General features: G+C 74.2%; 5 protein-coding genes. 4 read left to right on the forward strand and 1 reads right to left on the reverse strand.

Annotation, left to right across the window (positions count from 1 at the left end):
- The first annotated feature begins 1 nt into the window (after position 1).
- The 4 genes from CFN78_RS18420 to CFN78_RS18435 are packed head-to-tail and all read left to right on the forward strand — an operon-like array spanning position 2 to position 17623.
- Positions 2-4960, forward strand: a complete 4959-nt coding sequence (locus CFN78_RS18420) for a type I polyketide synthase (RefSeq protein ID WP_094864084.1) — start codon at positions 2-4, stop codon at positions 4958-4960.
- Complete coding sequence (locus tag CFN78_RS18425; RefSeq protein ID WP_094864085.1) at positions 4957-12792, forward strand: hybrid non-ribosomal peptide synthetase/type I polyketide synthase; 7836 nt, start codon at positions 4957-4959, stop codon at positions 12790-12792. Before CFN78_RS18420 ends, CFN78_RS18425 begins: the two co-directional genes overlap by 4 nt.
- On the forward strand, positions 12789-13595 hold the full coding sequence (locus CFN78_RS18430; protein ID WP_094864086.1) for a thioesterase II family protein: 807 nt from the start codon (positions 12789-12791) through the stop codon (positions 13593-13595). The genes CFN78_RS18425 and CFN78_RS18430 overlap by 4 nt, the downstream gene beginning before the upstream one ends.
- The gene (locus tag CFN78_RS18435; RefSeq protein ID WP_165777612.1) at positions 13592-17623 is read left to right on the forward strand and encodes a non-ribosomal peptide synthetase; all 4032 of its coding nucleotides are present in this window, start codon (positions 13592-13594) and stop codon (positions 17621-17623) included. The genes CFN78_RS18430 and CFN78_RS18435 overlap by 4 nt, the downstream gene beginning before the upstream one ends.
- On the opposite strand, the gene CFN78_RS18440 is transcribed toward CFN78_RS18435, so the two are convergent.
- On the reverse strand, positions 17537-18310 hold the full coding sequence (locus CFN78_RS18440; protein ID WP_165777613.1) for a LuxR C-terminal-related transcriptional regulator: 774 nt from the start codon (positions 18308-18310) through the stop codon (positions 17537-17539). The two genes, CFN78_RS18435 and CFN78_RS18440, sit on opposite strands and share 87 nt — an antisense overlap.
- Positions 18311-18358 lie beyond the last annotated feature (48 nt).

The following is an 18358-nucleotide window of genomic DNA, read 5'->3' on the forward strand; positions in this document are numbered from 1 at the left end:
GATGAACGACAGCACACCGGACGCACAGGAGATCACCGGCCTGCTGGCCGCGCACGCCGAACACCGGGGTGACCGGGAAGCCGTCCGGTTCCTCACTTTCGGCGACGGCGCCGACCGCGTGCACACCTGGCGGGAGCTCTACGCGCACGCCCTCGGGTTCGCCTGGGCGCTGCGGGAGCGCGGTCTCGCCGGGCGGCGGGCACTGCTGGTGTACGACAGCGGAACCGACTTCCTGGTCGCCTTCCTCGGCTGCCTGCTCGCCGGGGTCACCGCCGTCCCGGCGCCGCCGCCCCGGCCGCCGTACGCCCGGTCCCTGCACCGGCTCGCCGGCATCCAGCGCGACTGCGCCGCGGCGGCCGTGGTGACCAGGACCGGCACCATGTCGGCCCTGCGGGAACACCTGGACACGGCGCCGGAACTGGCCGCGGCCGACTGGTTGTGCGTCGAGGACGCCGCACCCTCGGAGGACGAACGCGGTCTGCGCCCGGCGGCCCCCGGCGCCGCCGCCTACCTGCAGTACACCTCGGGTTCCACCTCTCAGCCCAAAGGCGTGCGGGTGGGGCAGCGGGAGATCCTCGCCAACTGCGCGGCGATGGACGCGGTATGGCAGCACGGCGACGAGGCCGTGATGATCTCGTGGCTGCCCATGTTCCACGACATGGGCCTGGTCTACAACGCTCTGCTCCCCGTCTACCTGGGGATGCCCAGCGTGCTCATGTCCCCCACCGCGTTCGTCCGGGAGCCGATGCGCTGGCTGCGGGCCCACCACGAACACCACGGCACGCACTCCATCGCGCCGAACTTCGGCTTCGAACTCTGCGTGCGCAAGGTTCCGCCCGCCGAGATCGGCACGCTCGACCTGTCCCGGTGGCAGGTCGCGGCGAGCGCCTCCGAGCCGATCCGGCCCACCACCCTGCGCCGCTTCGCCGACACCTTCGCCCCGGCCGGCCTGCGGCAGCGGGCGCTGATCCCCGCCTACGGCCTCGCCGAGGCGACCCTGATCGTCACCGCAGCCCGGTCCGGCGCCGGGCCGCGGGTGGGCACCTTCGACCGGGACGCGCTCGCCACGGGCTCGGCACACATGCTCGCCACCGGCTCGGCACACATGCTCGCCACCGGCTCGACACACATGCTCGCCACCGGCTCGGCGGACCCCGGCGCGGGCACGGAGGTGGTGTCCTGCGGAGCACCCCTGCCCGGATTCGACGTGCGCGTGGTCGACCCCGGCACCGGCACGCCCCTGCCGGACGGCCGCGGCGGAGAGGTGTGGGTGGCGGGCGACAGCGTGGCGTCCGGCTACTTCGAACGGCCCGAGGCCACCGCCCGCGACTTCGGCGCCACCCTGCCCGACGGCACCGGGGGCTACCTGCGCACCGGAGACCTCGGCTTCCTGCACGACGGCGAGCTGTTCGTCTCGGGACGGCGCAAGGACCTGCTGATCGTCGCCGGGCGCAATCACCACCCGCACGACATCGAGGCGACCGTCTTCGAGGCGCATCCCGCACTGCGGCCGGGTTGTGCCGCCGCCTTCGCCGTCGACGACGGTGAGGAGGAGCACCTCGTCGTCGTCCAGGAGGTGACGGATGACGGCCTGTCCGCGAGCACCGCGGCCGAGGCCGTCACCGCGATCCGGCAGGCGGTCACCGAATCGCACGAACTGCGCACCGACGCCGTGGTGCTGATCCGGCGGGCGACGCTGAGCAAGACCTCCAGCGGCAAGATCCAGCGCGCGGCGAGCCGTGCGGCGTACCGGGACGGCGAGCTCGACGTGCTCGCGTCCTGGCACGGCACGCTTTTCGGTGGCACCGGGGAGATCCACCTCGCCAGCAGCGCCGCGCCGGCGGTACCGGACGGCGCGGCGCTGCTGGCCTGGCTGCGCACCCGCGTCGCCGCTCTCACCGGCGTCCCGGCGGCCGCGCTGGACGGCGGGGCACCGTTCGCCGGGTACGGACTCGGCTCGGCCGGTGCGGCCGAACTGGCGGGCGCGCTCAGCACGCTGCTCGGCAGGAACGTTCCGGAGACCGCGCCGTACGACCACCCCACCCTCGACCGGCTCGCCACCGCCCTGAGCACGTCCCCGGGATCCACGGCCGCCCCGGCGCTGGCCCCGGTACCGGCCGCGGCGCCCTCCCCCGCCCGCACCGAGGCCAGGAGTCCGGACACCACCCGGAACGACGTCGCGATCATCGGCATGGGCTGCCGGTTCCCCGGTGCGGATTCCCCCGACGAACTGTGGCGGCTGCTCACCGAGGGCACGGACGCGGTCGCCGAGGTCCCGGCGGAACGCGGGCTGGGCGGCACCGGTGAACCGGCACTGCGCTGGGCAGGCCTGGTCCGCGACCTGACCGGTTTCGACCACGACTTCTTCGATATCTCGCCGCGCGAGGCACGCAGCATGGACCCGCAGCAGCGGATGCTGCTCACCGTCGGCTGGGAAGCGGTCGAGGACGCCGGGCTGGACCCGGACGCGCTCGCGGGTACCGGCACCGGCGTCTTCGTCGGCGTGTGGAGCCCGGAGTTCGCGCTGCGCGCCGGGCCGTCCGGGTTCGAGGAGCCGTACCTGGCCACCGGCTCCGCGCACAGCATCGCCGCCAACCGGCTGTCCTACGCGCTCGACCTGCGCGGCCCGAGCATGGCGGTGGACACCGCCTGCTCGTCCTCCCTGGTGGCGGTGCACCTCGCGGCGCGGGCACTGCGGGACGAGGAATGCTCGCTCGCGCTCGCCGGAGGCTGCAACGCCGTGCTGGCACCCGAGGTCGGTGCCGCGTTCGCCCGCGCGCACCTGCTCTCCCCCACCGGTCGCTGCCGTTCGTTCGGCGCGGACGCCGACGGGTACGTCCGGGCCGAGGGTGCGGGCGTGGTGGTGCTCAAGCGGCTGGCCGACGCGCTGGCCGACGGCGACCGTGTACACGCCGTGATCCGTGGCAGCGCGGTCAACCACGACGGTCGCACCAACGGCCTCACCGCACCCTCCGGCGCCGCGCAGCAGGCCGTCATCCGTGCCGCGCACCGCCGGGCCGGGGTGCGCGGCACGGATGTGGACCTGGTCGAGGCGCACGGTTCCGGCACGCCTGTGGGTGACCTGATCGAGGCGTCGGCGCTGGGCGCGACGGTCGGCGAGGGCCGCGAGGGCGCCCCGTGCGTGATCGGTTCGGTCAAGAGCAACCTCGGGCACCTCGAGGCGGCGGCCGGGATCGCCGGGCTGATGCGGGCGACACTGGCGCTGCGGCACGCTGTCGTGCCGCCGACCCTGCACGCGGAGACGGTGAACCCGCGTATCGACCCGGGGACGCTCGGGCTGAGGGTCAACTCCGCGGCCCTTCCGCTCGACCGGGGCGTGCGGCCCGCACTGGCGGGGGTCAGCTCCTTCGGCTTCGGCGGCGCGAACGCCCACCTCGTCCTCGAGCAGGCCCAGGTGCACGAACAGCAGGTCCCCCCGATACGCCCGGACCGGGCGCTGCTGCTGCCGGTCTCCGCACGCGGAGCCCGTTCACTGGGCGCGCTGGCGTCCCGGTACCGCGAGCTGATCACCGACCCGGCCGTCGACCCGGCGGAACTCTGCTTCGGCGCAGGGCTGCGGGCCTGCCACCGGCTGCGGGCCACGGTCATCGGTGCGACCCGCGCCGAACTGGCCGCCGGACTGGACGAACTGGTCCGGGACGGTGCGGCGGAGACCCCGGTCGCCGGGGGCCTGCTGTTCGCCTACGCGGAGGAGGGCCCCGCGGCGGGATCGGGCGGATCGCTGTTCCTTCAAGAGCCGGGGTTCCGCACGGCCGTCGACGACTGCGACCGGATCGTGCGCGAACTCGCCGGCTGGTCCCCCGCGGAACTGCTGCACACCGTTCCGGCCGGACCGTTGCCGGCGCGGGTCGCGGCGCCGGTGCGAACGGCGGTGCAGATCGGCCTTACCGACCTGCTGGCGTCCTGGGGAGTCCGTCCCGCCGCGGTGGCGGGCGGTGGTTCCGGCGAGATCGCCGCCGGGTACGCGGCGGGCCTGCTCGACCGCCGCGCCGCCATGGCGCTCGCGCTCGGGCTCGGCCACGACCTCCCGCCGCGGACCCCGGCGGTCCCGGTGTACTCGGCCCGCGCGGGCGGCCCGCTCGCCCACGCCGACGCCGGCCACTGGCGCGGGATAGTCAGCGGGAACAGCGACGGCGGGCAGCGGGCACCGTCCCCGCCATTACCGGCGGACGGGATGCTCCGGGTCGAGATCGGCACGAGCCCGCCGGAGGCCTCGTCCGGACCATCCGTGCCCACGCTGCGCCCCGGCACGGACGACCGGGCGGCCATGCTCGCCGTGGCGGGCCGCCTTTATCAGCACGGAGTGCGGCTGGACTGGGCCCAGATCAGCGGAACCTCCCGCAGGGCAACGGTTCCCCGGTATCCGTGGGACCTCAGCGACCTGCCGCTGCCCGCACCCGGCGGCGGGAACGCCGATGCCGGGAAGACCATCGTGGTACCGCTCGCGACACCCGCCGCCACGCCCGCGGCCCAGCCATCGCCCGTGTCCCCCGTGGCACCCCGCGTTTCTCCCGGCACGGAGCCGAACGAAGAGGAACTGCGGGAGACGGTCCGGACCGCACTGGCGGACCTGCTCGGTGCGGAGCGGGCGCAGGTCGACAACCACACGACGTTCTCCAGGCTCGGACTGGACTCGCTGACCGGCATCGACCTGCACGAGCGCCTGGAGCTCGACCTGGGCACCGAACTACCGCAGACCGCCGTGCTCAACTACCCGACCGTCGCGCGCCTGGCCGGGTTCCTCGCCGGACTCCTGGCGGGGACAGGTGCCGCGCCGGCCGCGGCGACGACCCCCGAGCCGCAGGCATCCGGCCACGGCACCGACGGCACCGACGGCACCGACGGCACCGATGAGGAAATCGTCGGCCGGCTGATCGCCGACCTGGCAGGCGCACTGCCGGACCTGCTCGCACCCGACCGCCCCGGAGGCACGACGTGACCGACGCGACCGAGATGGCCGCCCGGCTGGCCCGGCTCACCGACGCGCAACGGAACCTGCTGGCCCGCAAGCTCGGCCTGGCCGCGCCGGAGCGGCCTGTGGCCGAACCGGTCGCCGTGGTCGGCATCGGCTGCCGGCTGCCCGGCGGGATCGACTCCCCCGCCGCGTTCTGGGACGCCCTGTGCGCGGGACGCGACCTGATCGGCGAGGTGCCCGCGGAGCGCTGGGACGCCGCCGAGTGGTACGACGCGGATCCCGCCGCACCGGGCGTGATGAACTCGCGCTGGGGTGGTTTCCTGGACGACGTCGCCGGATTCGACCGCGCCTACTTCGGCATCCCCGCCGACGAGGCCGCCCGGATGGACCCGCAGCAACGGATCCTGCTGGAAACCGCCAACGCCGCCCTCACCGACGCCGGGGTACCCGCTTCGTCTCTCGCCGGAACCCGCACCGGCGTGTACATGGCTTCGATGACCGACGACTACACCTGGCTCCAGACAACGGATCCCGCGTCGGTGACCGTCCACACGGGAACCGGCACCCAGCGCAGCATCCTGGCCAACCGGCTGTCGCACGACCTCGACCTGCGCGGTCCGAGTGTCGCGCTCGACACCGCGTGCTCCTCCTCCCTGGTCGCCGTCCACCTGGCCTGCCAGAGCATCCGCGCCGGCGAGTCCGAGATCGCCCTCGCGGGCGGGGTGAACGTGATGGCCTCGCCGGTCACCTCGGTGATCTACGCCAAACTCGGCATGCTCGCCGCCGACGGCCGGTGCAAGACCTTCGACGCGAGCGCGGACGGGTTCGTCCGGGGCGAGGGCTGCGGCGTGGTCGTGCTCAAGCGGCTGTCCGCGGCCGTGCGTGACGGCGACGCGATCTGGGCGGTGGTCCGCGGGACCGCGATCGGCCAGGACGGGCGCACCAGCAGCATCACCGCGCCGAGCGGCCCGGCGCAGAGCGCCGTGATCGGCCACGCGCTGGACCAGGCCGGGGTGTCGCCCGCCGAGGTGAGCCTGGTCGAGACGCACGGCACCGGTACGGCGCTCGGCGATCCCCTGGAACTGGAGGCCCTCGCGGCGGCCGTCGGCGCGGACCGGGAGGACGGGCGGCGCTGCCTGCTCGGGGCGGTCAAGACGAACCTCGGCCACCTGGAGGCCGCGGCCGGTGTCGTCGGCCTGATCAAGACGGCCCTGTCCCTGCACCACGGCATGGTTCCCCCGGTGCTGCACCAGCGGCAGCGCAATCCGCGGATCGACCTGACCTCGACGCCGTTCACCATCCCGACCACCCCGCAGCCGCTGCCCGCCGGGTACGCGGGGATCAGTTCGTTCGGCTTCGGTGGCGCCCTCGCCCACGCCGTACTGGCACCGGCGCCACCCGCCGCGCCGGACCGCGCGCCCGCCCACGAGGGGCCCGCGCTGATCACCGTCTCCGCCCGCACCCCGGCGGCGCTCGGTGAGCTCGCCGCCGGTTACGCCGACCAGCTCTCCCACGGCGAGGTCTCGCTGCCCGATCTCGCGTACACGGCACTGCTGCGCCGGGACCCGCACCCGTATCGCGCGGCGGTCGTCGCGGCGACCGCCGCCGAGGCGATCGAGGGCCTGCGGCGGATCCCGGCCACGGTGACCCCGGCGATGTCCACTGTGGACCGTGCGAGCGAGGACACCCGGGTGGCGCTGGTGTTTCCGGGACAGGGAGCGGTGGGCCGGGACACGGCCGCCCGGTTGTACCGGGACGCACCCGCGTTCCGTGCCGCGGTCGGCGAGTGCGACGAGGCCTTCCGCGCCGCCATGGCCTGGTCCCCGGCGGACGCCCTGTCCGGGGCTGGAACGCCGGACCTCACCGACACCCGGCACGCGCAGGCCGTGCAGTTCACCCTGCAGGTCGCGCTGACCGCGATGTGGCGCTCCTGGGGGCTGGCCCCCGCCGCGGTGACCGGTCAGAGTCTCGGCGAGGTCGCCGCGGCGCACGCCGCGGGCGCCCTCGGTCTCGGTGACGCCGTGGCCGTGGTGACGGCCCGTGCGGCACTGATGGCGCGGCTGCAGGGCCAGGGCGCCAGCGCCGTCGTCGAGCTCGGTGCCGAGGCCGCCGCAGAACTCGCCGCGCGGCACGGGCTGAGCGTCGCCGGGCGGCTCGCGCCGACCACCACGCTGGTCTCCGGGGAGCCGGACGCCGTCCGCACGCTGATCGACCGGCTCGCCGCCGACGGGGTCTTCACCCACGAGCTCCGCACCGGTGGACTGGCCTTCCACTCGCCCGCGATGGCGGCGCTGGCCCCCGAACTGAGGGCCGCGCTGGCCGGGATCTCGCCTGCCCGGCCGCACACCACGATGGTCTCCACGGTGACCGGGCGGTCGCTGGACGTGCCCGTGGACGGGACCTACTGGGCCCGCAACCTCGCCGAGCCGTTCACCCTGCCGGACGCCGTCGCCGAGGTGACCGCACGCGGCATCGACTGCTGGGCGGAGGTGTCCGCGCATCCCGCGCTCTCCCGCTCGGTCCGTGCCGTGGCCGGGCCGGAGCTGACGATCGTGCCGTCCCTGACCCGCGGTGAGGACGAGCTGCACGGCCTGCTCACCTCGGCGGGCACCTTGCTGTCCCGGGGGGTGCCGCTCGACCGCGCGGCCCTCGCCCCCACGGGCAGCACCGTCCGCTTGGCCGGATACCCGTGGCAGCACGAGACCGCGTGGCTCCCGGTGCGCCCGGTGCGGCGGTTCCCCACCGGGCGTGCCGCGAGCCACGAGGCGCCCGTGGCCGAGCCCGTGCCCGCGTCCGGCACGGCCGAACCTCCCGTCGCGGCGGAGCCCGCCCCCGCGACGGCGGCGACCGGCCAGGAGGACACGGTGGCGGCCACCGGTGTCGCCGACGAGCTGGAGCTGGCGTTGCGCGGGATGTGGGCGGACGTTCTGGTGGTCGAACCCGGGCTGATCGGCTCTGATTCGAACTTCTTCGACCACGGCGGCAATTCCCTCAAGGGGTTCTCCCTCGTCCGCCGGATCTCCGAGGAGCTGGACGTCCGGATCCCGATGGACACGATCGCCGACCTGCTCACCATTCGGGATCTCGCGGCGTACATCCGCTCCGCCACCACGCCGGACGAGCTCGCGCGGCCGGAGACCTCCACCGGCCCGCCCCCGCCGACCGGCGCTCCGGACGGCACCGGCAGTGCCGGCAGTGCCGAGGGCTCCGGCAGCGCGGTTCCAGCCGCGACCGGGGCAGCGGTACCGCCGCCCGGCGACGGCGCGCCGGAACCGGGCCCGGATCGGCACGAGCCCTTCCCACTGCTGCCGATCCAGCGCGCCTACTGGGTCGGCCAGGGACTGGAACTCGGCGGTGTCAGCGCCCGGCACTACCTCGAGTACGAGATGGCCGAGGCCGACGTCGACCGGTTGGCGGCGGCCTGGAACCGGTTGGTGCGGCGGCACGAGATGCTGCGTGCCGTCGTGGACCCGGACGGCCGCCAGCGGATCCTGCCCTCGGTGCCCGAATACCGGATCGAGGTCGGCGACCTGACCGGTGCCGCGGCGGCGGAGACCGAGGCCGCACTGGACCGGGTCCGGGGACGGTTGTGCGATCCGCCGCGCGGATCCGACGAGTGGCCGCTGTTCGACCTGCACGCCACCCGGATGCCCGGCGGCACTACGCGGATCCACCTCACCGTCGACATGCTGCTGTGCGACGGCCGCAGTTTCGCGATCCTGTCCGAGGAATGGCGGCGGCTCTACGAAGCTCCCACCGCCCGGCTGGAACCGCTGGGCCTGTCGTTCCGCGACATCGTGCTGGAACACCTGGCCACCACCGCGGCGCACACCGGCCCCGATCCGTACTGGGCACCGCGGCTGCCGGACCTGCCCCCGCCACCGCAACTGCCGTGGGCGCGCGATCCGGGTGAGCTCGGCACGCCCCGGTTCGTGCGGCGCAGCGCCCGCGTGGACGCCGAGCGGTGGGAGCGGATCCGTGCGGCGAGCGCCCGGTCCGGCCTCGGTGCCTCGGCACTACTGCTGACCCTCTACGCGGAAGCGCTCGCGACGTGGAGCGCCGCCCCGGAATTCTGCGTCAACGTCACCACCTTCACCCTCCGTGCCGCGCACGCCGCCGGAGACGGCGTGGTCGGCGACTTCACCTCCAACGTCCCGGTCGCCGTGGACGCCGGTTCGGCACCCACCCTGCGGGAACGGGCCCGGCGGGTACAGCGGCGGTTGTGGAGCGATCTGGAGCACGTCGGCCGCGGCGGCGTCGAGCTGGTGGCCGAGGCCAACGCGCTGCGCGGGGACGACGCGTTCCGGCTGGGTGTGCCGTACGTGTTCACCAGTCTGCTCGCCGGGGACGACGGGACGGGCGCGCCGGTCCCGTTCGGCTGGCTGGGCCGACGGGTGCACAGCGTCGCCCAGACGCCCCAGGTGCTCGTCGACCTGCAGGTGATGCAGGACGGCGGCGAGCTGGTGCTCGACTTCGACACGATCGACGACATGTTCCCGGACGGACTGCCCGGGGCCGTGTTCGACGCCCTGGTCGGGCTGCTCGGCGCGCTCGCCGACCAGCCGGCCGCCTGGGAGACCGGCCCGCTGGCCCTGACCCCTCGACGGCAGCTCACGGCCAGGGCCGCGGTGAACCGCACCGACGCCGCCATCCCGGCGGGCGGGCTGCACGAACCGTTCCTGCGCCGGGCGCGGACCGATCCGGACGCGGTGGCCGTCGCCTGGGGCGAGCACACGGTGAGCTACGGCGACCTCGACGGGGCTAGCGAGCGCGTCGCCACCCGGCTGGAGCAGCACGGGGTGGGGCGCGGCGACCGGGTCGCCGTCGCGATGCGCAAGGGCTGGGAGCAGTTCGCCGCGGTCATCGGCGTGCACAAGGCCGGGGCCGCGTACGTGCCGGTCGACCCGGACCTCCCGGCGCTGCGCCGCCGGGAACTGGTCGAACGCACCGGTGCGGCCGTCGTACTGACCCAGCCCGCGATCGCGGACGAGCTGGAGATGCCGGACGGCGTGGCCGTGCTGGCCGTCGACGGCAGCCGGGAGCAGCCGCGCGAACGGTCGTCCCCGGCCGGGGACGACCTGGCGTACGTCATCTTCACCTCCGGCTCGACCGGGGTGCCCAAGGGCGTGATGGTGCACCACCGGGCCGCACTGAACACCGTCCTCGACATCAACGCCCGCCTGGGGGCCGGCCCGGGAGACGCGGTGCTCGCCCTGTCCTCGCTGAGCTTCGACCTGTCGGTGTACGACGTGTTCGGCCTGCTCGCGGCGGGCGGGACCGCGGTACTGCCCGAGCACGGACGGGCCCAGGACCCCGCGCACTGGGCGGATCTGGCCGAGCGGCACCGGGTGACGTTGTGGAACACCGTCCCGGCGCTGTACGGGATGTACATCGAGCTGCTGGAAGGGGCGCCTCCCGGACGTTCTCGAGTATCGGCACTGCGGGCGGTCCTGCTCAGCGGCGACTGGATTCCGCTGACACTGCCGGAACGGTCCCGCGCCGTACTGCCCGACGCCGGCATCACCAGCCTGGGTGGCGCGACCGAGGCCGCCGTCTGGTCGATCCACCACCCCGTCGGGGAGCCGGACCCGCGCTGGCACAGCGTTCCGTACGGCACGCCCCTGACGAACCAGCGGTTCCACGTCTGCAACGCGGCGGGGCTGCCCTGTCCGGACTGGGTTCCGGGCGAGCTGTACATCGCCGGGGTCGGTGTGGCACAGGGATACCTCGGCGAGGCCGAGCGCACCGCGGCCGCGTTCGTGATGGACCCGCACACCGGGGAGCGCCGCTACCGCACCGGCGACCTCGGCCGCTACACCCCGGACGGGATCATCGAGTTCCTCGGCCGCCGCGACCACCAGGTCAAGGTGCAGGGTCACCGGATCGAGCTCGGTGAGATCGAGGCGGCACTGCTGACCGTGCCCGGTGTCGCCGAGGCCGCCGCCGTGGTGCTCGGCGCGCGGGACGCCCGGCGTGCCCTCGCCGCGCACGTGGTCGCCGCGGAACCCGGCAGCACGCCACGGTCGGTGCGCGAGCACCTGACCCGGCGGCTGCCCGGGTACATGGTGCCGCCGACGGTGACGTTCTGGGAGCGCCTGCCGCTGACCGGCAACGGCAAGATCGACCGCGGCGCGCTGGTCGCCGCCGGTGCCGACGAGGACGCGGGGTCCGGCACGGTCGCCGGTGCGGGGTTCGTCGACGCGGCCGGTCCCGTCGAGATCGCGCTCGCCCGGATCTGGCGGGACGTGCTGGGCGTCGAGCGGATCGGCGTGCACGACCGGTTCTTCGAGCTCGGCGGCGACTCGATCCTGAGCATCCAGGTCGTCTCCCGCGCGAGCCGGGAGGGCATCCGGCTGTCGCCGCGGAACCTGTTCGAGCATCAGACGATCGCCGAACTGGCCGCCGTCGCCGGGAAGGCTCCGGCCGTGTCCGGAGCGGAAGTCACCGTGGACGGCGACGACGCCGAGGGCATACCGTTGACCCCGATCCAGCGGTGGTTCTTCGCTCTGGAACTGGAGAATCCGGCGCATTTCAACCAGTCGCTGCTGCTGGAGCCGGAGCGCGGAGCGCTCGATCCGGATCGGCTGACCGCCGCGATCGCGGCCGTCGCCGAGCGGCACGACGCCTTCCGGCTGCGCTTCCGCCGCGACGCCGAGGGCACCTGGACGCAGGTCCGGGCGGACCGGCCGGGCGTCGCGGTGGGCAGAATCGAGGTGACCGGCCACGACAGGTACGGGATCGAGGCCGCCGCCGAGCGGGAGAACGCGATGCTGGATCTCGCCGAGGGGCCGGTCGCCCGCGCACTGCTGGTCCTCGACGGCTCCGGCTGCACCGCCCTGCTCCTCGCGGTGCACCACCTCGTGGTGGACGGGGTGTCCTGGCGGGTACTGCTGGACGATCTCGCGCTCGCCTACCAGGGCGGGGAACTGCCACCGCCCCCGGCGCGGTTCTCCGGGCACGCCCGCGCGCAGGCGGCCCGCGCCGAGGACCCGGAACTGCGCGAGCGCGTCCCGCACTGGCAGCGCTACCTCGACGCGGCACCGCTCGTCCCGGTCGCGGCGGGCCCGGAGCGCGACGCGGACAGCGTGTCGCGTTCGCTCGGCACCGGCGAGACGGCCGCGCTGCTCACCAGGGCCGGTGCGGCGTACCGGACGCGGGTGGACGAACTGCTGCTGACGGCGCTGGCGATGACGGCGGGCGGGGACGCGGGCAGCGGTCCGCTGCGGGTGGATGTGGAGGGGCACGGCCGGGAGGCGGGCGAACTCGCCGACACCGTCGGCTGGTTCACCACCGTCACTCCGGCCGTGCTCGATCTCGCCGGTATCGACCCGGACGCCGAGCCGGGCCGGGCGATGGCCACGGTGAAGGAGCAGTTGCGCGCCGCACCCGGGCGACCCGGCGACTTCGGCCTGCTGCGGCACGGACCTCGCCGGGACTGGCCCGCCGGACCGGATCCCGTGCCCGCCGCCGCGATCGTCTTCAACTACCTCGGACGGCTCGACGGGATCGGCGGCGGGCTCCTGCGCATCGCCGACGGCCAGGACGGTCGTTCCCGCGATCCGGTCAACCGCAGGCCGTGGCCGGTGGAGATCGACTGCCGGGTCCTGGACGGCAGGTTCGAGGTGGCGTGGACCTACGACTCCGCGGTGCACGACCGGGCCGCGGCCGAACAGGCCGTGGACACCTTCGTCGCGGCCGTGCGCGCGCTCGTCCACCACTGCACCGGCCCCGGGGCGGGCGGCTACACGCCGTCCGACTTCCCGCTGGCCGAGCTGAGCGACGAGACGCTCGCGATCGTGCTCGAACAGTTCCGCGAGGCCCAGCCCGCCGACGACGAGGAGGAAACGGCACCGTGACCACGACGAGCGACCGCACCATGCCCGGCGGGGGCTCCGCATGGGTACTGCCCGCGCCGGGCGTCGCACCGGCCGGGCGTCCTCTGCGGCCGCGACTGATCTGCTTCGCCTACGCCGGCCGTGGCGCCTCGGTTTTCCAAGCCTGGCAAGGACTTCTCGGTGACACCGCGGACGTGTGCTCGGTTCAGCTCCCGGCGAGGGAGGAGCGCCTGCACGACGCCCCGGTGACCGAGGTGGCGGCGCTACGACAGGAACTGCTGCCCCGGTTGCGGCCATGGCTGGACGGACCGTTCGTCCTTTTCGGACACTGCATGGGCGCGCTGCTGGCCGCCGACCTCGCGGTCGCCCTGCGCGCCGACGACGGGATCGAGCCGGACGCGCTGATCCTGTCCGGTGCCGCGCCGCCGTGGCAGCAGGAGTCACTGGGCGACGACCTGGGCGCGATGACCGACGGCGAGTTCATCCGCGGCCTGCGCAAGGCCGGCGCCTTGACGGCCAGACAGATCGCCGAACCCGCCGCCCTCGCCCTGATGCTGCCCGCGATCCGCGCCGACTACCAGCTCTTCGAGTCGACGCGCAGGCAACGGCCGCGGCCGTCGGTGCCGCCGCTGCGGTGCCCGATGAGCCTGTTCGCCGGGGACGCCGACGCGGCGATCCTGCCCGAGCAGGTGCGCGACTGGGGCGCCCTCAGCGCCGGGCGCTCCGAGCTGACGGTGTTCGCCGGGGACCACTTCTTCCTGGAGACCGCCGCCGAGCTCGTCGCCGGACGAGTGGGCGACGAGATCCGCCGGGTGTGCCGGTGACCGCCCGCCTTGAGATCCAGGACATCTATCCGCTCTCCCCCACCCAGCACGGGTTGTTGTTCCACACCCTGGCCGAACCGGGCACCAGCGCCTACGTCGAACAGGTCCGGCTCAGCCTGCGCGGCCCGCTGGACGTGTCCGCGTTCCGCCGCGCGTGGGCGGAGGTCCTCGGCCGGCACGACGCGCTGCGGACGGGCTTCGTCTGGCAGCGCCTCGCGGAGCCGGTGCAGGTGGTGGTGCCCTCGGCCGCGCCGCCGCGGTGGCATCTCGCCGACTGGCGCGACCAGTCCGCCGAGGAGCAGGAGCACCGTCTCGGCCGGTACCTCGCCGAGGACCGCGCGCGCGGTTTCGCCCTGACCGTCCCGCCGCTGACTCGCTTCGCCCTGTTCCGCCTCGGTGAGCAGGAGTACCGCTTCCTGTGGACGGCGCATCACCTCGTCGTCGACGGGTGGAGTTTCGCCGTGGTACTGCGCGAGGTGCTGGCGCTGTACCGCGCGGCGGTGGCGGACCGGGATCCGGCGCTGCCGCCCGCGCCGTCCTTCCGTGACCACGTGGCCTGGCTCGGTACCCACGATCTCGCCGACGCCGAGAAGTACTGGCGGGAGGTGCTGTCCGGGCGGGCGGCCCCGACCCCGCTGCGGGTCGCCCGGCCGTCCTGGGACGGGCCCGCGGCCGAGGCCTTCGCGGAACGCCGGATCGAGCTGACCGCAGGGCGGACGTCCGCGCTCGGCGAGTTCGCCCGGCGCGAGCACGTCACGGTGAACACGGTGGTCCAGGGTTGCTGGGCGGCATTGCTGTCGGTGTACGGCGGCGACCGCGACGTGGTGTTCGGCGCGACCGTCTCCGGCAGGCCCGCCGAGGAGGAGGGTGCCGCGGCGGCGGTGGGGCCGTACATCAACACCCTGCCGGTCCGGGTGCGCACCGGTGGTGCCGAGCCGGTACCGCGCTGGCTGCGGGCGCTGCAGGACGAGCAGGCGGTGGCCCGCCAGTTCGACTACACGCCGCTCGCCCGCATCCAGGCGTGCAGCGACACCCCGCCGGGGACCCCGCTGTTCGAGACGCTGATCGGCTTCGAGAACTATCCGGTCGACGACGATCTGTTCACCGGTTCCGGAGATCCCGGCGACGTGGCCGCCGGATTCGCCGGAAGCTGGTCGTCCTCGCACTACCCGCTGACCCTGCTGGTGGAGCCAGGGGAACGGCTCGGGCTGCACGCGATGCACGACCGCAGGCGCCTGGACGACGCCACCGCCGAGGCGATGCTGGACGGACTCGCCACACTGCTCGACCGGGTCGTCGCCGATCCGGCGCTGCCGGTGTCCGCGCTGACGCCGGTGGACGACGCTCGCCGCCGGGAGCTGCGCGCACAGCCCGCGGTCACCGCCGAGGTGCCGGAGACGACGCTGACCGCGCTCTTCGACGCACAGGTCGCCCGCGCGCCGGAGTCGGTCGCGATCCTCGCCGGTGAGGAGACGATCAGCTACGGCGAGCTCGCCCGGCGTGCCGATCGGGTCGCCGGCCGGCTGGTGGCGGCCGGGTGCTCGCCGGGATCGGTGGTCGGGGTGTGCGCCGGACGTTCCGCCGATCTGGTGGTGGGTGTGCTCGCGGTGCTGAAGGCGGGCGGGGCGTACCTGCCGCTGGATCCGGTGAATCCCGCCGCGCGGCTGGCCGGCCTGCTGGCGGATGCCGGTGCGATCGCCGTGCTGGTGCAGGAGGACCTGGCGGGCCTGGTGCCAGGGGACGTCCCGGCGGTGCCACTCGACGCGGGTGCCGGCGCTCCGGAGGCGGGGCCGGTTCCGGTGCCAGCGGGACCGGACGATCTGGCCTACGTCATGTACACCTCCGGCTCCACCGGGCGGCCGAAGGGCGTGGAGGTGCGCCACCGTCAGGTGGTCTCGCTGTTCGCGGCCACGGCCGAGTGGGCGGCGTTCGACCAGTACGACACCTGGACGCTGTTCCACTCGTTCGCCTTCGACTTCTCGGTGTGGGAACTGTTCGGCGCCCTGCTGCACGGCGGCAGGCTGGTGATCGTGCCGCTGGAGGTCGGCCGGTCGCCGGAGAGGTTCGCCGCCCTGCTGCACCGGCACGAGGTGACCGTGCTGAACCAGACGCCCTCGGCGTTCCGCGCGCTCTGCCAGGCGGTCGAGGACGCCGACGGACTGGATCACCGGTTGCGGCTCGTCGTGTTCGGCGGGGAGGCGCTGGATCCGGCGTCTCTGCGCCGGTGGTTCGACCGCTTCGGCGACCGGGATCCGGTGCTGGTCAACATGTACGGGATCACCGAGACCACGGTGCACGTCACCTGGCACGTGCTGACCGAGGCCGACAGCGTGCGGGGGTCCGGCACCAGCCCGATCGGGCGTCCGCTGGCGAACACGAGGGTGCACCTGCTCGACGTGCACGGCGAACCGGTACCCGACGGTGTGGCCGGCGAGATCCACGTCGGTGGCGCCGGGCTCGCCCTCGGCTACCGCGGACGTCCGGACCTGACCGCGCAGCGGTTCGTCCCGGACCACCTCTCCGGTGTGCCCGACGCGTTGCTCTACCGATCCGGGGACCTGGCCCGGCGCGGACCGGACGGGGTCCTGCAGTTCGCCGGGCGGGTGGACGACCAGGTGAAGGTCCGCGGGTTCCGGATCGAGCTGGCCGAAATCGAGGCCGCCATCGCCGCCCATCCCGGGGTGCGCGAGGCCGTGGTCGCCGTGCGCGACGGCGAGCGGCTGGTGGCCTACGTCGTCCCGGACGAGCGGACCGCGACGGCGGCGCGACGGCTGACCCGGCCGCGGGCCACCGAGCACGAGACCGTGGACCTGCCCGGCGGTTCGACCGTGTTCACGCTGAACCGGTCGGAGACCGACTTCATGGCGCAGGAGATCTTCACCGACGAGGTCTACCTGCAGGGCGATGTCCGCCTGCCGGACGGCGCGGTGATCCTCGACGTCGGCGCGAACATCGGCATGTTCGGCGTGTTCGCCGCCGGTGTGTGCCGCGACCCGCGCGTGTTCGCGTTCGAGCCGATGCCGCCTGCCAACGAGGTGCTACGGCTCAATTTCGAGCTGCACGGCATCGACGGGCAGGTCCTGCCGTACGCGCTGGGTGCCGAGGAGTCGACGGCGACGTTCTCGTACTACCCGTACGCCTCCGTGCTGTCCGGCAGGTTCGCCGATCCGGCGGACGAGAGCCGGGTGGTGAAGTCGTTCCTGGTCGGGCAGATCGAGTCGCAGGGCGTCGACATCGGCGAGGACGTCATCGACGAGCTGCTGGCCGAACGCCTGCGCACCGAGGACTACGAGTGCCGGGTCCGCCGCCTCGGCGATGTGCTGCGCGAGCACGACCTGGACCGGGTCGACCTGCTGAAGATCGACGTGGAGAAGAGCGAGCTGGAGGTGCTCGCCGGGCTCGATGCGGAGGACTTCGCGCGGATCGCGCAGGTGGTCGTGGAGGTGCACGATCGCGACGGCAGGCTCGGCGAGGTCGTGCAGGTGCTGGAGAGCCACCGTTACCGGGTTCGGGTCCTGCGTGATCCGCAACTGGTGGAGACCGGGCTGTACAACGTGTACGCGACCAGGGACGGCGTCGTGGCGGCCGCGGAACCGCCGGAGCCGCGTTGGCGGGGCACCGCCGCACTGGTCGCCGATCTGCGTGCGACGGCCGGTGAGACGCTGCCGGAGTACATGCTCCCGGCGAGCTGGACGATGCTGGACGCGATCCCGCTGACCGCGAGCGGGAAACAGGACCGCGGGGCGCTGCCCGCACCGGACAGCACCCGGCCCGAGCTGGCGGGCGCGTTCGTCGCCCCGCGCGACGGCACGGAACAGCGGCTGGCCGCCATCTGGCAGGAGGTGCTTGGAGTGGACCGGATCGGTGTCACCGACGGCTTCTTCGCCCTCGGTGGCCATTCGCTGCTGGTGACTCAGCTCGTGACGCGGATGCGTGCCGAGCTAGGTGTGCAGGTGCCGCTGCACGCCGTGTTCGACGCGCCGACGGTGGCCGGGATGGCCGCGGTGATCGGCGAACTCGGCGGCTGACGGCCCGCCGGGTTCGAAGCCGTGCCGGAACGCGTAGGCGACCGCCTGTGCCCTGCTGCGGAGTCCGAGTTTTCCGAGCAGGTGGTGGATGTGCGAGCGGACGGTGGCCTCGGTGACGGTGAGGTTCCTGGCGATCTCCGCGCTGCTGTCGCCGCGGGCGAGCAGGTGCAGCACCTCCCGTTCGCGCCGGCTCAGGTCCACCGTCGCCGGCTGCGGGCCGGCAGCCGGCCTGCGTCCGAGGTGCGCGTCGATCAGCGCGGTGACTCCGCACGGGCACAGCACACCGCCGCCGTCGGCGACGACCCGGACGGCGCGGACCAGTTCGGCCGGGTCGGTGCCGGGCCCGAGGAAGGCCTGCGCCCCGGCCTCCACGGCGGCCACCACGGTTTCCTGGTCGTGGTCCTGCCCGAGCGCGACGATCCTCGGCGCCTCCCGGGTCGCCCGGAGGGTGCGGATGGTGTCCAGCCCGGCACGCAGTCCGGTCACCGGCAGGCCGAGGACGACGACGTCGGCGCCGGGGGTTCCGGGGCGGGTGCCCGAGCCGACCACCTTGATGCCGGGCGCCGCGGTGAGTGCGGCACGCAGCCGGGAGCGGGTGCCGGTGTCCGGATGGTGCAGGCGAAGCCGGATCGGCCCGCCGGGCCCGGCCTGCACGGCGGCCCGGTTGTGCGACGCACTCTCCGGCACGCTGCCTGTCCCCCATCGATGCCGACGCTGCCCCTCGGCGAGCGCGAG

The sequence above is a fragment of the Amycolatopsis antarctica genome, assembly GCF_002262875.1.
Taxonomy (GTDB): Bacteria; Actinomycetota; Actinomycetes; order Mycobacteriales; family Pseudonocardiaceae; genus Amycolatopsis; species Amycolatopsis antarctica.